Source organism: Clostridium hominis (assembly GCF_014287825.1).
Lineage (GTDB): Bacteria > Bacillota > Clostridia > Clostridiales > Clostridiaceae > Clostridium > Clostridium hominis.
Map to the genome: position 1 here is coordinate 32,683 of NZ_JACOOO010000038.1, position 17,636 is coordinate 50,318.

The window sequence follows — 17,636 nt, forward strand, 5'->3', positions numbered from 1 at the left end:
CTTAAGTGATAAGCTTAAGGCTTTTTTGTTTATTCTAGAAAGATAAAAAACAATAGGAGGATGAAGATGTTAAATTTACAGAAGAAAAGAGAAAAATCAGAGGATGTTATGAAAAAAGAAATGAAAATGCCTCATACTTTAGTTATAATTTTTGGAATTATAATTTTAGTATCAATAGCAACTTACTTTGTTCCAGGTGGAGCTTATGAAAGAGTTGTAAATGAAGCAGGGAAAACTGTAGTTGTAGATGGAACTTTTAGCTATGTAGAAAGCAATCCACAAGGAATATTTGCAGTACTACAAGCACCACTAGAAGGGATTATGAGTGCAGCTGAGATAATTGCATTTTTATTTGTAGTTGGAGGAGCTATAAATGTTGTATCAAGAACTAAAGCTATTGATCTTGGTATAGTTAGATTAGTTAATAAATTAAAAGGTAAAGAAATATTAATAATACCAATATTAACACTTATATTTTCTATTGGTGGAGCAGTTTTTGGTATGTCAGAAGAAGCAATACCATTTATAACGCTTTTACTTCCACTTATGTTAGCATTAGGTTACGATAGTATATTAACTGTTGCAGTTACATATTTTGCGTGTATATTAGGTTTCTCAACAGCAATGCTAAATCCATTTACAGTACATATTGCCCAAAATATAGCTGGTGTAGAAGTAGGTTCAGGAGTTGGATTCCGTACAGTAGTATGGGCTATTACAACAGCTGTTGGTATAGCATTCTTAATGTATTATGCTAATAAGATTAAAAAAGATCCAACAAAGAGTTTAGTTTATGAATCAGACAGAAAGAAAAAGGAAAAACTAGAAGTTAATATTCATAGTCATGAAGATTTTACTATAAAGCATAAAGCTATATTATCTCTTTTAGCAGTAGCTATAGGAGTTATAGTTTGGGGAGTATTAGTTAAGGGATTCTATATTTCTGAAATAGCAGCAGTATTTTTAGCAATGGGATTATGTTCAGGTATTGTTGGAAGATTATCACTTAACGATATGGCAGAGGCATTTATAGAAGGTGCAAAAGGAATGATTGGGGCAGCTGTAATAATAGGTTGTGCTAAAGGAATAGTTATAATTGCAGAAAATGCTCAAATAATAGATACAGTTTTACATGGTTTAGTTGGATTAATTGGTAATTTACCATCATTAATAGCTGCATATTTAATGTATATAGTTCAAATGATAGTAAACTTCTTTGTTATTTCAGGTTCAGCACAAGCTGCTGTAACTATGCCATTACTTGCACCACTTGGAGATTTGGTAGGGGTACAAAGACAATTATCAGTCTTAATATTCCAATTAGGAGATGGCTTCTCAAATGCAATATTCCCAACATCAGGAATATTAATAGCGTCATTAGGATTAGCTGGAGTTCCATATTCTAAATGGGTAAAATGGATACTTCCAATACAAGCAATAATATTCTTATTAAGCTTAGGATTTATAACTGTTGCAATGATGATAAATTGGATGTAAAAAAATTTAAGACTCAAAATTCAAATAAGTTTTACTTATTAAAATAGGAGAGGCTGCTTAGGCAGCTTCTAAATTATATATAAAAATATTAATTAATTTAGGGGAGTTAAAGATGAAAGAGAGATTAACTAGTGAAGGACAAAAAATACATAAAAGACTAATAGAAATAAGCGATTATATATATGAAAATCCAGAGTTAGGAAACGAAGAGTATAAAGCAGTAAAAGTTTTAACTGAACTTTTAAAGGAGCACAATTTTGAAGTAGAGGAAAGATACCTAAATATGGATACTGCCTTTAAAGCAACTTTTGATAGTGGTAAGCCAGGATTAACTATTGGTTATTTATGTGAGTATGATGCATTACCTGGAATAGGACACGGATGTGGACATAATATGATTGGTACAATCTCTTCAGGAGCAGGTATTGTTTTAAGTAAAATAATAGATCAAGTCGGAGGGAAAATAATAGTTTATGGAACTCCAGCAGAAGAGACAAATGGTGCAAAAGTAATCATGGTTGAAGAAGGAGCATTTGATGAACTTGATTGTGCAATGATGGTTCATCCAAATGATAAGACTTATGCTAGTGGTACAAGTAGTGCTCTTTATCCAATTCAATTTACTTTTAAGGGAAAGACAGCTCACGCAGCGTCTTGTCCAGAACAAGGCATAAATGCATTAAATGCTGTAATACAATTATTTAATGGAATTGATGCTTTAAGACAGCACGTAACTAAAGATGTATTAATGCATGGAATTATTACTGAAGGTGGAGTTGCAGCTAATATAGTTCCAGAAAGAGCAGTAGCTCAGTTCTATATAAGAGCAGCAAAAAAAGCTACAATAGAAGATGTTTTAGAAAAGGTTAAAAATATTGCAAGAGGTGCAGCTTTGATGACTGGTTGCGAACTTGAGATGGATAGATATGAGCTTCCTTATGATGATTTAAATACTAATGAAGTATTATCAGAAGCTTTCAATGAAAATCTAAGAAGCTTAGGTATTACAGAAATTCATGCACCTAAGACTGGTGGAGGATCAAGTGATATAGGTAATGTAAGCTATGTTACACCAACTATACACCCATATATTTCAATTTCTAATTGTGAAGTAAGAGGTCATAGTAGAGAACTTGCAAAAGCCACAACAGAAAGTTTAGGACATGAAAGATTATTAACTGCAGTTTTAGCTTTAGCTTATACTGGATATGATGTTTTAACTAAAAAAGTAATATTAAATAGATAATACAAAGGTTAAAAGGAGCAATTGCTCCTTTTTTTGCTTATTAATATAATAATTAGGATGAAAGGAATAATTAACTGGGCAGGCTAATAGATTACTTTAGAATGAGGGTAGACTCTATGTAGAATGGATTATGGAATAAATTTGTAATATGTGATAACATAAAATTATCAAATTAGATATTTAATGGAGGATTATATGGATAAGAATATTACGGGAATACTTTGGCTTTTTGCAGCAATCTGTTTTCTAATAGTAGGAGTAGTAAATAAAAATCCTGTGTTTATAATATTAGGTTGTGCTTATATTTGTATTAGTTTTTCAAGAAAAAATGAAGCTAATAATGAAAAGAACTCAGAAAAATAATTTCTTCAATATTTAAATTGAATGGGGGTAGTATAATGGCCTATGTTCATGAGTTTGGAATAATTGATTGTATTGAAGAGTATAGGGAAAATGAGCATAAACCAGAAAAATATAATTGTATTTTTATAGATGAAGATCTTATTGATGAAATATATCATAAAGGGTTTGGAGATAAAATGAAGAAATTAGAAACCTTTGCGCATAATCTAAATAGACCATATAAGGATTTAGCTTATTATGGAATAACCTTAATACCACCGACATCTCTTAAGCAGTTCTTAAATATAATTAATGAAGAAAATATTAAGTGTAAATCAGAAGAGTTTGATAAATTGATAAGTATAATAGTTAAGGCTATAAAAGAAGAAAAGTATATTATTCATTATGGGGTATAAAAGAAAATTTCTTTTAAATAATAAAAAATAGGGTGGAATTATATATAAACTATGGATAAGAGGAGAGGTTATATGAAGAAAAATTTAAAAAGTAAGATTGCTTTAATTTTATTTGCTATAGCTTTTGTTATAGGAGGAGTTTTATTGATAACTAATAGTATAGAGGAGGAAGCAAAAGTAGTAAGTAATGATTTAAAGGTAGATAATCCTGATAATAAGGATGAAAATTCAGAGTTAGATAAATCTTTAAGCAATACAACAATTTTTAGTCGCTATGATAAAGTAATTGAAGATAATTCAATTTATACTAAAGATTTAGAGGCTAGAAATAATGCTATTGCTGAAGAATATGCTCGAGGGGTTAAGTTATTTAAGAGTTTTGCTAATGAAAATTCATTAAACTTAACCTTTATAGAGCCAATAGGAGATAGAATTTCAAGGTTTGAGGGAGGAGTTCCTGAGGTTGTAACATTACTTGAAAAGCTACATAAATTAGGGGCAGAAACAGTACATTATTTCACTAATGAAGAGGGATTAAATATTGATTTAAGTATAGGTAATAGAGATGCAATTTTATATGAGACTATGGAAAATATTGGGGTAACTTATACTGAAATATCTTATAAAGCATCAATAGAAAATATTGATAGTGATTTCAAATTTGAAACCTCTAAGTTAAATGAATTTAGAAATATGATAACAGATGATGATTCTTTAAGATATGATTTAGTACAACAATATATTTCGAAAGCTGTTTTAGGAGATTATAGTGATGGTGCAGTTTATTTAAATAAAATAGATGAAGATATTTACGAAACAATTATAGTAGATAGAAAAAATTGTTATTACAAATTAGTTTATAATCCTAGATTATAGTTTCACTGATAGTATAGGTTATTTAGTGGTTGGAAGGCGTGTGAAAAGATGGGAGTTAGATTGGCAACAGTCAATGATAGCAATGAAATATTAAAAATATATGGACAATATATTGATACTGCAATTACCTTTGAATATACACTTCCAAATGAGACGGAATTTGAAGAAAGGGTTAAAAGTATTATTTTACAATATCCTTATTTAGTATATGAAGAAGATGGCAATATTATTGGTTATGCCTATGCTAGTAGATATAAAGAAAGAGCAGCATATCAATGGGGGGCTGAACTATCAATTTATATTGACTCTAACTTTACATCAAAGGGTATAGGTAAAGTTCTTTGTTTAAAGCTTATAGAGTTGTTAAGGCTTCAAGAAATAAGAACAGTATATGGATGTGTAACATTGCCAAATGAGAAAAGTGAAAAGTTACAGATTAGCTTAGGGTTCAAAAAGGTTGGAATATATCACAATGCCGGTTATAAATGTAATAAATGGAGAGATGTTGCTTGGTTTGAAAAATCAATTGCAATTTATGATGAGAATCCAAAGGAGTTTATACCTATAACTAAAATACCAGAAGATAAAATTTTGAAGATACTAAAGTAAGAGGATTTAAGTAATTAATGTTTATTTAATTGTAGAAATAAATAACTAAATGTATTATCATTAATATTAATGAAACTTAGGAGGAGAACATTATGGGTAAAGGCAAAAACAAAGGAAAAGTTAATGGTAGAGGCAAAGGGAAAAATGAAAAAAGTAGTTCAATAAGCTTTTTGGCTCTTTGCATGATAGTGGGGCTTTTACTTGGAACAATTTATAATCAAGTACTTATTGGAATATGTTTAGGTACTCTTGTTGGAGTAATAATAGACGCTAGAAATAAGAAAAAATAATTTTATATATTTAATAGCAGCAACATCTACTAAAATTGTAGATGTTATTTTTTTATAGAAAAATGCTAAAAAGTCAATTGATAAAAATAAGTAACTGTTTACAGAGAGTTTTTATAGTATGTATTAAGAATTAAAAAATAGGAGAGAGATATGAATCAGATCAAATCTTCTAGGAAGAAATGGAAGGCAATAGAAGTAGTTGGATTATTTTTAGTAATCTTATCTTTTATTGTCTTACTAGTATCTCCAGGTTCTTTATCTGGACTTTTTGATAGTATTACAAAACAAGTATTTCCTATAGTAGTTGATGTATTTCTGCTTAGTGAAGTTGGTGTAGCTATTATTATAAGTGTAATTGTAGGTAGGATTTTAGAGAGATTAGGTTTTACTGATGCTTTGATAAGAATTTTTATTCCAATAATGAAGTTCTTTAAGATTAATCCATCTGTTATAATTCCGAGTGTTTATAATGTTTTAGGCGATATTAATGCTGCTGGAGCTATTGCAGGTCCTGTATTAGTTAAAGCTAAAGCTACAAAGGGAGAGCAAAAAATTGCTATTGCAACTATGATACAATCTCCACAATCTTTTGCAACATTAGTTTTAGGATTAGTAGTATTAACAAAGTTTAATATTAAAGCATTACCGTTAGTTATTGTAGCGGTATTTGGGCTATAATTTCTAATGCCATGAGTACATGCTTACAGTGGTTACAAATTGAACCAGCAACAGGCATAGTATCAATTTTAGCAAGCCCAACATTAGCTATGGCTCAATTAGTTGAAATGTGTAATGTAGCACCAGCACTTATTGTAGGTGGATTTGTTCTTGCAAATTCAGGATTTCCGTTATCAGTATTGTTTGGGCAAATACCTGTAACATGGAAAGAACATTCAGATTTAAATGAAAAAGAAGCATTATATGCAGCTTTATTAGGGGCAGCTATCAGATTGATTAGTTGTGTAATAATAGCATTAGCATTAACACCACTTATAATTTGAAGGTAGATATGAGTAGAGAATATATTGTGAAATCAAAGAAAATAGTAACGATAAGTGAAGATAAAACTATAGTAAATGGAGCTATGGTAATTAGTGAAGGTAAAATAATAGATATAGGTAAGTCAGATGATATAATTTCTAAATATAAGGAATTGGAAGTTGAAGATTTTGGATATCTAGTTATTACACCTTCATTTATAGATTGCCATACACACCTATTAGAGTATGCTCCATCAACAGTTTATCCAGTGACAAGGGAGACTTATAAAATAGCTCAAAAATCTTTAGTTTTACAAGCACTTATGTCAGGGGTAACTACTTTTGGAGAGCAAATTTGTGGTTCGCCAATGACTTTAGAATCAGTTAAAGATTTTAAGGAGATAGCAAAAGACTTACCTGTAAATATAATTTTCTCATGTAACAGTATAACTATTGGCTTTAAAGATTTAGTAAATTTCACATCTGTAACAGGAAATAACTCAGTAGATAAAGATAAGCTTATAGAAGATGAGACAATTATGGATTTAGTAGAAAATAGTGATTATCCAGGTGAAAATATATTTATAAACGCGACTCCAGCAAATTTAACTGAGGATATTGTACCAAGAGCTGGAGAAGTTATTTATACACAAGAAGAGTTAGATAAAATAGTTAGTATATTTCATGATAAAGGGAAAAGGGTTGGCTGTCATGTAGCAGGAAAAGATGCTATAGAAATGGCTATAAAAGCAAAGTTTGATGTTATTCATCATGGTCATGGTATTACTGATGATGAGATAAAAGAGATTAGTAATAGTAATATAGCAATAGTAGCAACGCCCTTAGGTGGAACTCATCTAAAACCAAACTCACCGGAAGATATATTGAAATTAATTGAAAATAATATATTAGTAGCTATTGCTACAGATGCATATTTACCACCATATGAAGGCGTATCATGGTTGAGCTTTAATGATAAAAAACCAAAAGGTTCACCTGAGTTGATGGAAATTTCAAAGAAAGCAATAGAAGCGTTAATAGATAAAGGTTATGATGAAAATGAGGCTTTATCTTTAATTACTTTAAATGCAGCTAAAATCTTAGGAGTAGAAGATAAAATTGGCTCTTTAGAAATTGGAAAAGATGCAGATTTTATAATTAGTAATGGAGTTCCTGTAGTAGAATTTAGTGATAGCTTAAATATAAAGAGAGTTTATATAAAAGGGAAATGTTTAATTAGTAGAATGTAAATTAAATAACTTTTATATTTTTAGTGTTTATGGTAAAATATAGCTGAATAAAATAAGAGATTTACAAAGAACCACGTTTACCTGTTTGCTGGAACTCAAATAGGACAACGTGGTTCTTATTTTTTTAGGAGGTTATGAAGTGGAAAGAGAAGAAAATAAAATGGGGACAAAAAGAATTTTTCCTTTGCTTATGACTATGGCATTACCTGCAATGTTATCTATGTTCATACAGTCAATGTATAATGTTGTAGATAGTATGTTTGTAGCAAGAATAGGTGAAGAGGCAATAACAGCAGTGTCTTTAGCCTTTCCAATACAAAATATAATATTAGCAGTGGCAGTTGGGACAGGCGTTGGTATAAATTCAGTAATATCAAGACGTTTAGGGGAAAAGAATTATGATAAAGCAAATAGTGCTGTAACTCATGGACTAATTATAGGAGTGATAGAAGCAGTAATATTTATAGTACTTGGATTAATATTTATAAATCCATTTTTTAAGATGTTTACTGAATCAAAGGAAGTTATAAATTTAGGAGTTAATTATACCTATATTGTAACAATGGTATCTTTTGGAGTTATAATTCATATAATCATTGAGAAAGTTTTACAATCTACAGGGAATATGATATATCCAATGATATTCCAAGCGGTTGGAGCAATAACAAATATAATTTTAGATCCAATATTTATTTTTGGTTTATTTGGAGTTCCTAAAATGGGAGTTGCAGGAGCAGCTATTGCAACAGTAGCTGGCCAAATTTTGGCTATGACTTTATCTGTAATAACACTAATTTATAAAAATCATGAAGTTGAGATAAAGAAAAAAGGCTTTAAGTTTGAAATGAAGGTAGTTAAAGAAATATTCACAGTAGGAGCACCTTCAATAATGATGATTTCATTAGGATCAATATTAGTTATGGGATTAAATGCAATATTAATTTCATTTTCACAAGTGGCAGTAGCATTGTTTGGAATATATTTTAAGTTGCAGTCCTTTGTATTTATGCCAGTAAGTGGATTAACTCAAGGAGCAATGCCTATATTAGGATATAATTATGGAGCTAAAAATAGAGATAGATTTATAAATACATTAAAGTTAGGAATTATAGTTTCTGTCATTATAATGGCAGCAGGTAATTTTATATTTTTAGCTTTTCCAGAGGAATTACTTATGATATTCAATGCTTCGGAAGAAATGTTATCAATAGGTAAGACTGCCTTATGTACAATAAGCTTAAGTTATATACCAGCAGCTTTGGGATTATTATTTGCAACTGCATTTCAAGCTATTGGCAAAGGTAATTTAAGCTTGCTTATAACATTGCTAAGACAAATTATAATAATACTACCTATGGCGTTTATTTTATCAAAGTTTATAGGATTAACAGGGGTATGGATAACATTTCCTATAGCAGAAATAGTAGCAGCTATATTTGCTGGACTAATGTTTATTAGAGTTTGCAAAAGAGATAGTGTTTTAAATAATGATGGTCTTACACTAATAAAAGATGAAGTTAATATTTAAAAGTAAGATAATATTGAGATATTCGATATGTCTACATTAAAATGGAGCAACAAAATAGATGAGCTTGAATCTGAAAAATATAAAGAGTATGATAAAGGCAATAAATATTTATCTACATATGAGGAGTCAAAAAGAGAATTAGAGGAAATTGGAATAGTGCCTCAATGGGATTTTTATAATAGGGCTCATGAATTTTTAAATATGAATATAGAAGATGCTATTAATTCAAATAATAAGATAATTAATATTTTAGCTGTAATGGATAGAAGGGTTGGAAAAAGATTTCTACAAAAGCTAAAAGACAAGTTTAATAATGATTTAGATATAATAGTAAAAATAATAGATTTAAGATTAGAAAATATATAGCTAACAATTATATTAAAGATTTAAATAAAAGAGAGAATTTTATGGGAGAGAAAAGTTTTGTTGCAACTTTTGTAGCTATTAAGTATACAGATATAATTATCTTGGTTTTAGGAGCTGTTATTTTGATTGGAATACTTGGATTTATAGTTTATAAAAAGAAGCATAAATAGTAAAAATAAAAAAGGTTTGGAACTCCAAGCCTTTTTGTTTTATAAAGTGATAAACAACAATATTTAACTTCACTTACTATTATTTAATAGAGAATATGAGTCATATATAATTTTAGAAATTTCACTTATTGCTTGAATTTCCACTGAGTTATTATATCCTTCAGTTAGAATAATTAATATATAATCTCCGTAAGGTGTAAATATTATTCCAGCATCATTTTCTATATAATCCAATTCACCAGTTTTATGAGATATTTTAATGTGAGACGGCAATTTACTTGGAATCTTACTGTTATTTGTACAATCTTTCATAATATTTAATATTAAAGTATCATACTTTTTATTTATACATGAATTAGTGTATAGTTTTTCTAAAACTATAGCTAAATCAAGGGCAGAGGTGTAATTATCAATACCTTTTTTTATAGAATCAAAGTCCATCATTTTTCTATTTAAAGCTGAATTTTTGCATAAAAGCTTATTTATAGTAGTATTTATATTGTTTATATCTAAAATGTCTATAAGAATATTTGTAGCAGTATTATCACTTTCAGCCATCATTAGATAAATAAGCTTCTTTATAGATATCTCACTATTATTTGAATAGCTAGATAAAATTCCAGACCCGCCTACCTTCATAGTATCATCTAAAAGAATTATATCATCTTCAAAAATAAGTTCTTTATTAATTTGGTTAAAAGCTTCAATTGCAATAAAAATCTTTATTGTGCTTGCTGAAGGAAAAGTAGCTTTTTCTAAGGGAGAATTATGGCACCATGTTATAGTTTCTAATGAGGTCAGATTTTTAAAAAGAATAGAATAATTAAAGTTATATGCAGATAATTTTTGAGCAACTCTATCATAAATTAAATTTTTCATATAAAAAGATTTCCTCCATAAATTTTGTTGTTTTATAAAAGATGGATATAAATATATTTTACTAAATACATTCCAGGTAGTATACATTTTTGTGTATAAAGGTAAAGTAGAAAAGGCGAAAAAGAAAAGGGACTGTGAAAGAATATTCGAGTTCAATTGACAATCTATTGTTATAATTGGTAAAATATTGAAAAAGGTGAATTTAATAAAATATGGTTAAGATGGGATTGAGTTAATGTGAATAGAAATCAGCTTATTCATAATACTTTAAAAGATGCAATGCAAAGTTTAAATTATGATGTATTAAGCTCTGGAGATATAGAATCGTTTACTGCAACTGGTATTGGAGAAAAACTTAATTTGAGTAGAAGTAGTATAAGTTTAGAGTTAAATAAATTAAGTAAAGATGGAAAATTAATTTATATAAAATCACGACCAGTAATTTTTTTTGATAAGAAGTTATTTAATGAGAAATTCAGTGTTAACATAAAGAAAGATAAATTTAATAGTTTAAAAGAATTAGTAGAACTTATTGAAAAGAAAAGAATAAGTGAAGCCAATAGAGATGATAATGAATTTGGAATTATTGGGCTTAACGGAAGTTTAAAAAAGATAGCTGATCAAGGCCGAGCTGCTATTTTATATCCTCCAAATGGGCTTCATATTTTATTACTTGGTTCAACCGGTGTAGGAAAAAGTTTGTTTGCAGAATATCTTTATAAATTTGCAATAAAGATAGGAAGATATACTGATAAAACAAAATTTGTTGTGTTTAATTGCGCAGACTACGCTAATAATCCACAATTATTAATGTCTCACTTGTTTGGACATGCTAAAGGAGCATTTACAGGTGCTGATGATAATAAAAAGGGATTAATTGAAGCTGCTGATGGTGGGATATTGTTCTTGGATGAGGTGCATAGATTACCGAGTGAAGGACAGGAAATGCTTTTTTCTATAATGGATCATGGAATATATAGAAGGTTAGGAGAAACAGTAACTAATAGAAAAAGTAATGTATTACTTATTACCGCTACAACTGAGAATGTAAACAGCTCTCTTTTAAAAACGTTTACTCGAAGAATACCTGTAATTTTAAGGATTCCAGATATAAGAGAAAGACATTTAAGTGAGAGAGAGGAGCTTGTGAAGTACTTCTTTAATATTGAAGGTAAAAGGATAAATGAAAATATTATTATAGATAGAGAAGTAATATGGTGTTTTATGCTTTATGATTGCAAAGGTAATATTGGAGAATTAAAAAGTGATATACAAAAGGTGTGTGCTAATGCATATCATAGCTATATAAGCAAAGGCGATAAAGCAATGAAGATAGGTAAAAAAGATATACCACAAGAAATGGTAAATATTCTATATAAGGTTTATGAGTATTGGAATATTTTAAATAATAATGATAGTAATAGAATTAGCGAACCATGGCAAAGTAATCTTTATAACACAAAAACTGATGTAAGAATGACGTATATAAATACAGAAATAGTTGATAGTAATAAAATAAATATAAGACAATATTGTGAGAAGTTTTTAGAACTAATTGGATATGAATATAATTACTCGGAGATAATTTCTAAAATAGAAGAGTATAAAGAAATTAGTTATGATGACATAGATAAATTTTCTGGAGTGTTATTAGGATGTTTACAAGAATACTCAACTATAAAGTGGGAAGATGAATTCCAAAAGTATCTAATAATATATTTGTTATATTTACTAAATTATAATAATGAAATTAATCTGAATATTAAAATATCAAATAATAGTTATTTTAATACTTTAGCGAAAATAATTAGTAAAATAATTGATACGAACTTTAATTTAGAGATATCAACATTAAATGTAAGTATATTAGCAACATTAATGTATAACTTTCTTAAAATAGATACAATTTTAGTTGAAGAGGGAATGAATAAATCTCAAGATAATGATGAAGTAAGTAATAAAACTTTAGAGCATACTGTTGAGTATATAGAACAAACAATTGTGTATGTTAATCCTAAAAAACTATGTCCATTAGTTTATAAAATAATAAATTTAATGCAATTTGATTTAAAGAGAAGATTTACTTTGGATATAATGGTTAAATTAATGATTCATATATCATTTGCAGTTGAAAGATTAATTAATGATGAATATATAAAGCACACAGAAATAACTTCTTTAGAAGATGATATTGAGTTATGTGATGCTATAAAAAGAAATTTATGGGCGATTGAGGAACAATTTAATATTGATTTTAATATTGATGAAATTCAATATATAAAAGATATCTTAGAATAAAAGAGCTGTTTTATCGGCTCTTTTGTTATTTGCGTTTAAAAATATAAGTTTATTATAAAAATCTGTTTGAATTTTATGATAATCAGTTTAGAATCTGTTTAAAAAATAGAAAAGGAAAGTTTGTGTTTAGAAAATGTTTACGTTTACAAAGAATAAAGACATTTTACTGAGTTTATGGTATGTTACAGATTTTGGCACAGCTATTGCTAAAGATATTATCAAGAGAGTGGGGTGATTAAAATGATTGGAATAATAATAGTTACTCATGGAAGGTTAGGAGAAGAGTTATTAAATAGTGCAGAAATGATAGTTGGTGAAAATGAAAATATAAAAGCAGTATCATTTGAAAGAGGAGAACCTGTAGAAAATTTAAATGAAAAGGTTAAAACAGTTATAGGAGAATTAAGCAATTGTAATGATATTCTAACATTTGTTGATATTTACGGCGGAAGCCCTTTTAATACAATTCTTCCATATGTAATAAACAGTGGATATATATGCTTAACTGGAGTAAACTTACCAACTATTATTGAAGCTATTATGAATAGAGATACTGTAGAAACAGTAGAAGAGTTAAAAGAAATTTGTATTAATGTTTATAAAGAATCTTTGTATGATGTTAAAGAAATATATGAGAGGAGAAGGGGAAATGGCTCTAGCACTGCTTAGAATTGATGACAGGTTAATTCATGGACAAATTGTTACAACATGGGTTAAGGAGGTTAAGGCTACCAATATTATTATTGCAAATGATGCGTTGTCAAAGGATGAATTTATAAAAGATGTAATAACTATGGCGGCGCCTCCAACAGTAAAAGCAGAAGTTAAAAGTATAAAAGAAACAGTTAGAACAATGAACTCTGAAGAATTTAAAACAAAGAGAGTTTTGATTCTAACAAAGAATGTAGAAGATGTACTAGCTTTAAAAGATGAGGGTTTAGAAATAAAGTATTTAAATGTTGGGGGCATGGGTGCAGGAAAAAATACTAAGGTTATATACAGAAATATATCTATTACAGATAAACAATTAGAGCTATTGAGAGAATTAAAGGCTCAAGGTGTAGAGATAGAGTTTAAACTTGTTCCGGCAGAGAAAGGATTAAAAATTTAGGGGGGATATTATGTTTAATGCAATTATAATTTCGTTATTCGCATTTTTTATAACAAGTACGTTTGCATTTGGAGTTGGTTTCTTCTCACTTATGAAACCGTTAATTTCAGGAACTATTGTTGGTTTGATACTTGGTGACGTAAAAATGGGAATGGAAATAGGGGCTACAATAAACCTTATAAATTTAGGCTACATTATGGTTGGGGGAGCTGTTCCTACAGATTTAACTTTTGCAGGTGTTATAGGAACTGCTTTAGCAATCTTGTCAGGAGTTTCAGCAGAAGTAGCATTAACATTAGCTATACCTTTAGGTATGGTTGGAACTATAGCATGGTATTTTAAAATGACAGCAAACTCATTATTTGTTCATAAAGCTGAACAATATGCAGAGCAGGGCGATGTAAACAAAGTTGCATTTATGAACTTAGTACCTGGACAAGTATTGGTATTTATATTTTATGCGATACCTACATTTATTTCAGTATATTATGGGCCAGAGTTAATAAATTCAATATTACCATATGTACCACAATGGCTTATGGACTCACTTATGGTGATAGGAGGCATGCTTCCTGCATTAGGAATAGCAATATTATTAAAATTCATGGCTAATAAGCAAGTTATAGCATTTTTCTTTATAGGTTTCTTACTTGCAACTTATTTCCAATTAAATGTTATAGCAATAGCATTTTTAAGTGGATGTGTAGCTTATGCAATAACTTATATGAAGGAAGATAAAGAAAAGGTAGAGGAGGGGATGTAATATGTCAAATACTATAGTAGAAAATAGTAATGAAGTTAAAAAAGATAAAATTGTATTGACGAAGAAAGACATAAACAAATCTTTTGTAAGATGGATTTTCTTTTCACACTCCTGCTATAACTATGAAAGATTACAAGGTTTAGGTGTTGCTCATGCCATGAGTCCAATAATTAAAAAGCTATATAAAACTAAAGAAGATAGAGCAGCAGCTTTAAAGAGAAGTATGACATTCTTTAATTGTGAACCTACATTTGGAAGTTTGATACATGGATTTATTATAGCATTGGAAGAAAAGAAAGCTAATGGTGAAGAGATACCTGATGAAACTATTAATGCGTTAAAAACATCATTGATGGGGCCACTATCAGGAATAGGTGATTCCGTACTTCAAGGCTTATTAGCAGTAGTATTATTATCAATTGGTATTGACATGGCAAGGGAAGGAAATGTATTTGGACCGATTCTATTTTTATTAGGTACTATCATTCCAGTATGGGGATTTGGATATGTTTTTTTTCATAAAGGATATAAGCTTGGAAGAACAGTAATACAAGATATTCTTGCAAATGGAAGGATTAAAACACTTACAAACGCAGCTTCGGTTATTGGATTATCAGTTATGGGTGCAATGACTGCTTTAAATGTAAAGATAGCAACTAAAGTTGAATTTGTAACTAGTACATCAACAACTAAGCTTCAAGATATGTTTGATAAAATATTGCCTAATATGCTTCCACTTGCATTAGTTGTACTTTGTTGGTATTTACTATCAAAGAACTGGAAGCCAACTAAAATTATATTACTAATATTTGCAATAGGATTTGCAGGTACATTAATAGGGTTATTTTAAAAGTTAAATATAAAAAAGTATTTGAGAATATAGGAGGATTTTAAATGAGTAAAGTAAGAAGAATGAACCATATATTTAGAAAGGATAAAAGAACATTTATAGTTGCTATGGAGCATGGAAGCAACATGAATGTATTACCATACTTAAAAGAGCCTGGACATATAATATCAGAGTTAGCAGAGAATGGTGTAGATGCATTTTTGACTACTGTTGGTTTAATGGAGAAATTTGGTGAGAATTTTGGAAAGGCAGGATGTATTTTAAGAGTTGATGGCGGATATTCAATGCTTGGAGAAAAAAATAAACCTCTAAGCAGAGTATATAACGTTGAAGATGGCTTAAGATTTGGGGCTGATGGGGTTATATGTATGCACTTTCCAGGATCAAAGTGGGAAGAAGTATATACACAAGCTCTAGCAGAAAATATATCAGCAGGAGAAAAATGGGGGATGCCTGTAGTAGCAGAGGCATTACCAAATGGGTTTGAAAAAGGTCCTGCAGGACATACAAAGGAAGGCTTATTATTTGCTTGTAGAATGGCAGCAGAAATGGGCGCAGATATTATAAAGACTAAATATACTGGAGATACTGAAAGTTTTAAAGAGTTAGTAGATAGCGTGTATGTTCCAGTAGTTATATTAGGTGGAGATAAAGAGATTGAACCTAAAGTATTATTTACAGAAATAAGAGAAGCTTTAGATGCAGGTGCTGCAGGAGTTGCAATGGGAAGAAATATTTGGAGACATAAGACACCAGGAAAATTAGCTAAAGCTATTTCAGCTCTTATACACGATAATGTGACAGTAGAGGAAGCTTTAATAATATTTAACAATTAAAATACATTTAATAAGGTGTAAGTTTTTAGAGGAAATTATAGATGTAAGTCTTAATATAGGAGGAGAGGGTTATGACATATAATAATAAAATTGCAATATTCGAGGGAGCAGAAAAGTTAAAATATATTGAAGAGACAATAGAAGAGATAAAGTCAAATCAGGTATTAGTTAAAATAGATGCAACTGCAATCTGTACAATGGAGCAAAGAGTATATTTAGGAAAGATGAAACCAAAGATGCCATTTGCAGGTGGACATGAAGTTGCTGGACACGTTATTCAGTGTGGTGGTAAAGTATCATCCGTTAGCAATGGAGATGTAGTAGCATTAAGATTATTAACTAACTGTGGTCATTGTCATTATTGTAGAACAGGAAATGATAATCAATGTAAAACTGCTTTTATAGCCAAATTTCATCAAACTGTTGGTGGGCCAGGTGGATTAGCTCAATATATTGTAGTTGAAGAAAAAAATGTTTATAAAGTTAATAAAGATGTAGATGTAAACTATTTAAGTTTAACTGAGCCATTAGCTTGCTGTATTCATAGCATAAATAGATGTGATATAAACTTTGGAGACGATGTTGTTATTATAGGTGCTGGAATTATGGGAGTATTCCACACAATGCTTGCTAAGTTAAAGGGCGCTAGAGTAATAGTAACAGAAGTTGATGAAGAAAGATTAAAGGTTGCAAAGGATAACGGGGCAGATATTGTTATAAATTCTTCTAAAGTAGATGCAGTACAATATATTAAGGATTTAACTGATGGAAGAGGTGCAGATGTCGTTGTAAACACAGTTGCAATTTCAAAGGTTGCAGAGGATGCAATTAAAATGGCTGGTAAGCTTGGTAGGATAGTATTCTATAGTTCATTCCATCCAGATAATCCAATAGATTTTAGTCCAAATAGTATTCATTATTCAGAAGCTATAGTAACAGGATCAGTAAATCCTTCTAATAAGGACTTTTTACAAGCAACTAGATTGTTATCTTCAAATATAATTAATCCAGAGTCATTAATTTCTGGTCATGTACCATTAGATAATTTAGAAAATGGTATAGCAGAAGCATTAAGACCGGATACTTATAGAATAATTGTTGATTGCAATAAATAGAGATTATAGCAAAAGTGTATATTTAAAATTAAAAGGAAGCTTAAATGCTTCCTTTTAATTTTATAAGAAATAATACTTTAAAATAAAATACTCGTAAATGATATAATGAATAAAAAATAATACATAGAGCGACGATTTGAATTACTATATATGATAAAAAAGTTTAATATTACAAAAAAACTCAAAAAATATAGTTTTTTAGGTGAAAAAAATG

General features: G+C 29.3%; 21 protein-coding genes. 20 read left to right on the forward strand and 1 reads right to left on the reverse strand.

The genetic code is table 11. The features are described 5' to 3' along the window. Positions 1-66: 66 nt before the first annotated feature. From H8S20_RS16185 to H8S20_RS16240, 13 genes are all read left to right on the forward strand, one after another. Positions 67-1,497 (forward strand): YfcC family protein, encoded by a 1,431-nt coding sequence (locus tag H8S20_RS16185; RefSeq protein WP_186860743.1) that lies wholly within the window; start codon positions 67-69, stop codon positions 1,495-1,497. Between the two features lie 112 nt (positions 1,498-1,609). Continuing rightward, entirely contained in the window at positions 1,610-2,743 is a 1,134-nt protein-coding gene (locus tag H8S20_RS16190; protein WP_186860744.1) for a M20 family metallopeptidase, read from the forward strand. 195 nt (positions 2,744-2,938) lie between these two features. Continuing rightward, complete coding sequence (locus tag H8S20_RS16195; RefSeq protein ID WP_186860745.1) at positions 2,939-3,106, forward strand: DUF8582 domain-containing membrane protein; 168 nt, start codon at positions 2,939-2,941, stop codon at positions 3,104-3,106. 35 nt (positions 3,107-3,141) lie between these two features. After that, positions 3,142-3,501 carry a hypothetical protein gene (locus tag H8S20_RS16200; protein WP_186860746.1) on the forward strand — a complete coding sequence of 120 codons (360 nt, stop codon included), beginning with the start codon at positions 3,142-3,144 and terminating at the stop codon, positions 3,499-3,501. Between the two features lie 72 nt (positions 3,502-3,573). After that, complete coding sequence (locus H8S20_RS16205; RefSeq protein ID WP_186860747.1) at positions 3,574-4,377, forward strand: hypothetical protein; 804 nt, start codon at positions 3,574-3,576, stop codon at positions 4,375-4,377. Between the two features lie 48 nt (positions 4,378-4,425). Further along, positions 4,426-4,986 carry a GNAT family N-acetyltransferase gene (locus H8S20_RS16210; protein WP_186860748.1) on the forward strand — a complete coding sequence of 187 codons (561 nt, stop codon included), beginning with the start codon at positions 4,426-4,428 and terminating at the stop codon, positions 4,984-4,986. A gap of 92 nt (positions 4,987-5,078) precedes the next feature. Beyond that, complete coding sequence (locus H8S20_RS16215) at positions 5,079-5,276, forward strand: hypothetical protein (protein ID WP_186860749.1); 198 nt, start codon at positions 5,079-5,081, stop codon at positions 5,274-5,276. Positions 5,277-5,426: 150 nt separating this feature from the next. Continuing rightward, a complete protein-coding gene (locus H8S20_RS20350; protein WP_207725345.1) occupies positions 5,427-5,954 on the forward strand; it encodes a hypothetical protein in 528 nt (175 codons plus the stop codon). An 11-nt stretch (positions 5,955-5,965) separates the two neighbouring features. Next, positions 5,966-6,277, forward strand: coding sequence for a hypothetical protein (locus tag H8S20_RS20355; RefSeq protein ID WP_207725346.1), 312 nt, complete (start codon positions 5,966-5,968; stop codon positions 6,275-6,277). A gap of 8 nt (positions 6,278-6,285) precedes the next feature. Further along, entirely contained in the window at positions 6,286-7,506 is a 1,221-nt protein-coding gene (locus tag H8S20_RS16225) for an amidohydrolase family protein (RefSeq protein WP_186860750.1), read from the forward strand. Between the two features lie 160 nt (positions 7,507-7,666). Continuing rightward, positions 7,667-9,034 (forward strand): MATE family efflux transporter, encoded by a 1,368-nt coding sequence (locus H8S20_RS16230; RefSeq protein WP_186860778.1) that lies wholly within the window; start codon positions 7,667-7,669, stop codon positions 9,032-9,034. Between the two features lie 18 nt (positions 9,035-9,052). Next, positions 9,053-9,400 (forward strand): SF0329 family protein, encoded by a 348-nt coding sequence (locus H8S20_RS16235; RefSeq protein WP_436231602.1) that lies wholly within the window; start codon positions 9,053-9,055, stop codon positions 9,398-9,400. A gap of 41 nt (positions 9,401-9,441) precedes the next feature. Then, positions 9,442-9,570 carry an LPXTG cell wall anchor domain-containing protein gene (locus H8S20_RS16240; protein WP_141395441.1) on the forward strand — a complete coding sequence of 43 codons (129 nt, stop codon included), beginning with the start codon at positions 9,442-9,444 and terminating at the stop codon, positions 9,568-9,570. Positions 9,571-9,639: 69 nt separating this feature from the next. On the opposite strand, the gene H8S20_RS16245 is transcribed toward H8S20_RS16240, so the two are convergent. Then, entirely contained in the window at positions 9,640-10,449 is an 810-nt protein-coding gene (locus H8S20_RS16245; protein WP_186860752.1) for a serine hydrolase, read from the reverse strand. A 237-nt stretch (positions 10,450-10,686) separates the two neighbouring features. Here H8S20_RS16245 and H8S20_RS16250 point away from each other — a divergent pair, with 237 nt between their 5' ends. The 7 genes from H8S20_RS16250 to H8S20_RS16280 all read left to right on the forward strand — a co-directional run bounded on the left by H8S20_RS16250 (position 10,687) and on the right by H8S20_RS16280 (position 17,422). Beyond that, positions 10,687-12,747 carry a sigma 54-interacting transcriptional regulator gene (locus H8S20_RS16250; RefSeq protein WP_186860753.1) on the forward strand — a complete coding sequence of 687 codons (2,061 nt, stop codon included), beginning with the start codon at positions 10,687-10,689 and terminating at the stop codon, positions 12,745-12,747. A gap of 240 nt (positions 12,748-12,987) precedes the next feature. Continuing rightward, on the forward strand, positions 12,988-13,416 hold the full coding sequence (locus H8S20_RS16255) for a PTS sugar transporter subunit IIA (RefSeq protein ID WP_186860754.1): 429 nt from the start codon (positions 12,988-12,990) through the stop codon (positions 13,414-13,416). Next, positions 13,397-13,858 (forward strand): PTS sugar transporter subunit IIB, encoded by a 462-nt coding sequence (locus tag H8S20_RS16260; protein ID WP_032118301.1) that lies wholly within the window; start codon positions 13,397-13,399, stop codon positions 13,856-13,858. The genes H8S20_RS16255 and H8S20_RS16260 overlap by 20 nt, the downstream gene beginning before the upstream one ends. Positions 13,859-13,868: 10 nt before the next feature. Further along, positions 13,869-14,621, forward strand: coding sequence for a PTS mannose/fructose/sorbose/N-acetylgalactosamine transporter subunit IIC (locus H8S20_RS16265; protein WP_186860755.1), 753 nt, complete (start codon positions 13,869-13,871; stop codon positions 14,619-14,621). 1 nt (position 14,622) lies between these two features. After that, positions 14,623-15,471 (forward strand): PTS system mannose/fructose/sorbose family transporter subunit IID, encoded by an 849-nt coding sequence (locus tag H8S20_RS16270; protein ID WP_186860756.1) that lies wholly within the window; start codon positions 14,623-14,625, stop codon positions 15,469-15,471. 44 nt (positions 15,472-15,515) lie between these two features. Continuing rightward, a complete protein-coding gene (locus tag H8S20_RS16275; RefSeq protein WP_186860757.1) occupies positions 15,516-16,307 on the forward strand; it encodes a class I fructose-bisphosphate aldolase in 792 nt (263 codons plus the stop codon). A 71-nt stretch (positions 16,308-16,378) separates the two neighbouring features. Continuing rightward, positions 16,379-17,422: a zinc-dependent alcohol dehydrogenase gene (locus H8S20_RS16280; RefSeq protein WP_186860758.1), complete on the forward strand. Its 1,044-nt coding sequence runs from the start codon at positions 16,379-16,381 to the stop codon at positions 17,420-17,422. Positions 17,423-17,636: the final 214 nt, after the last annotated feature.

Coding starts and splice junctions, on each gene's coding strand:
- H8S20_RS16230 (WP_186860778.1), top strand. CDS start 7,667: ATGGGGACAAAAAGAATTTTTCCTTTGCTTATGACTATGGCATTACCT.
- H8S20_RS16210 (WP_186860748.1), top strand. CDS start 4,426: ATGGGAGTTAGATTGGCAACAGTCAATGATAGCAATGAAATATTAAAA.
- H8S20_RS20350 (WP_207725345.1), top strand. CDS start 5,427: ATGAATCAGATCAAATCTTCTAGGAAGAAATGGAAGGCAATAGAAGTA.
- H8S20_RS20355 (WP_207725346.1), top strand. CDS start 5,966: ATGAGTACATGCTTACAGTGGTTACAAATTGAACCAGCAACAGGCATA.
- H8S20_RS16215 (WP_186860749.1), top strand. CDS start 5,079: ATGGGTAAAGGCAAAAACAAAGGAAAAGTTAATGGTAGAGGCAAAGGG.
- H8S20_RS16190 (WP_186860744.1), top strand. CDS start 1,610: ATGAAAGAGAGATTAACTAGTGAAGGACAAAAAATACATAAAAGACTA.
- H8S20_RS16255 (WP_186860754.1), top strand. CDS start 12,988: ATGATTGGAATAATAATAGTTACTCATGGAAGGTTAGGAGAAGAGTTA.
- H8S20_RS16205 (WP_186860747.1), top strand. CDS start 3,574: ATGAAGAAAAATTTAAAAAGTAAGATTGCTTTAATTTTATTTGCTATA.
- H8S20_RS16200 (WP_186860746.1), top strand. CDS start 3,142: ATGGCCTATGTTCATGAGTTTGGAATAATTGATTGTATTGAAGAGTAT.
- H8S20_RS16185 (WP_186860743.1), top strand. CDS start 67: ATGTTAAATTTACAGAAGAAAAGAGAAAAATCAGAGGATGTTATGAAA.
- H8S20_RS16260 (WP_032118301.1), top strand. CDS start 13,397: ATGGCTCTAGCACTGCTTAGAATTGATGACAGGTTAATTCATGGACAA.
- H8S20_RS16240 (WP_141395441.1), top strand. CDS start 9,442: ATGGGAGAGAAAAGTTTTGTTGCAACTTTTGTAGCTATTAAGTATACA.
- H8S20_RS16245 (WP_186860752.1), bottom strand. CDS start 10,449: ATGAAAAATTTAATTTATGATAGAGTTGCTCAAAAATTATCTGCATAT.
- H8S20_RS16270 (WP_186860756.1), top strand. CDS start 14,623: ATGTCAAATACTATAGTAGAAAATAGTAATGAAGTTAAAAAAGATAAA.
- H8S20_RS16195 (WP_186860745.1), top strand. CDS start 2,939: ATGGATAAGAATATTACGGGAATACTTTGGCTTTTTGCAGCAATCTGT.
- H8S20_RS16280 (WP_186860758.1), top strand. CDS start 16,379: ATGACATATAATAATAAAATTGCAATATTCGAGGGAGCAGAAAAGTTA.
- H8S20_RS16265 (WP_186860755.1), top strand. CDS start 13,869: ATGTTTAATGCAATTATAATTTCGTTATTCGCATTTTTTATAACAAGT.
- H8S20_RS16275 (WP_186860757.1), top strand. CDS start 15,516: ATGAGTAAAGTAAGAAGAATGAACCATATATTTAGAAAGGATAAAAGA.
- H8S20_RS16225 (WP_186860750.1), top strand. CDS start 6,286: ATGAGTAGAGAATATATTGTGAAATCAAAGAAAATAGTAACGATAAGT.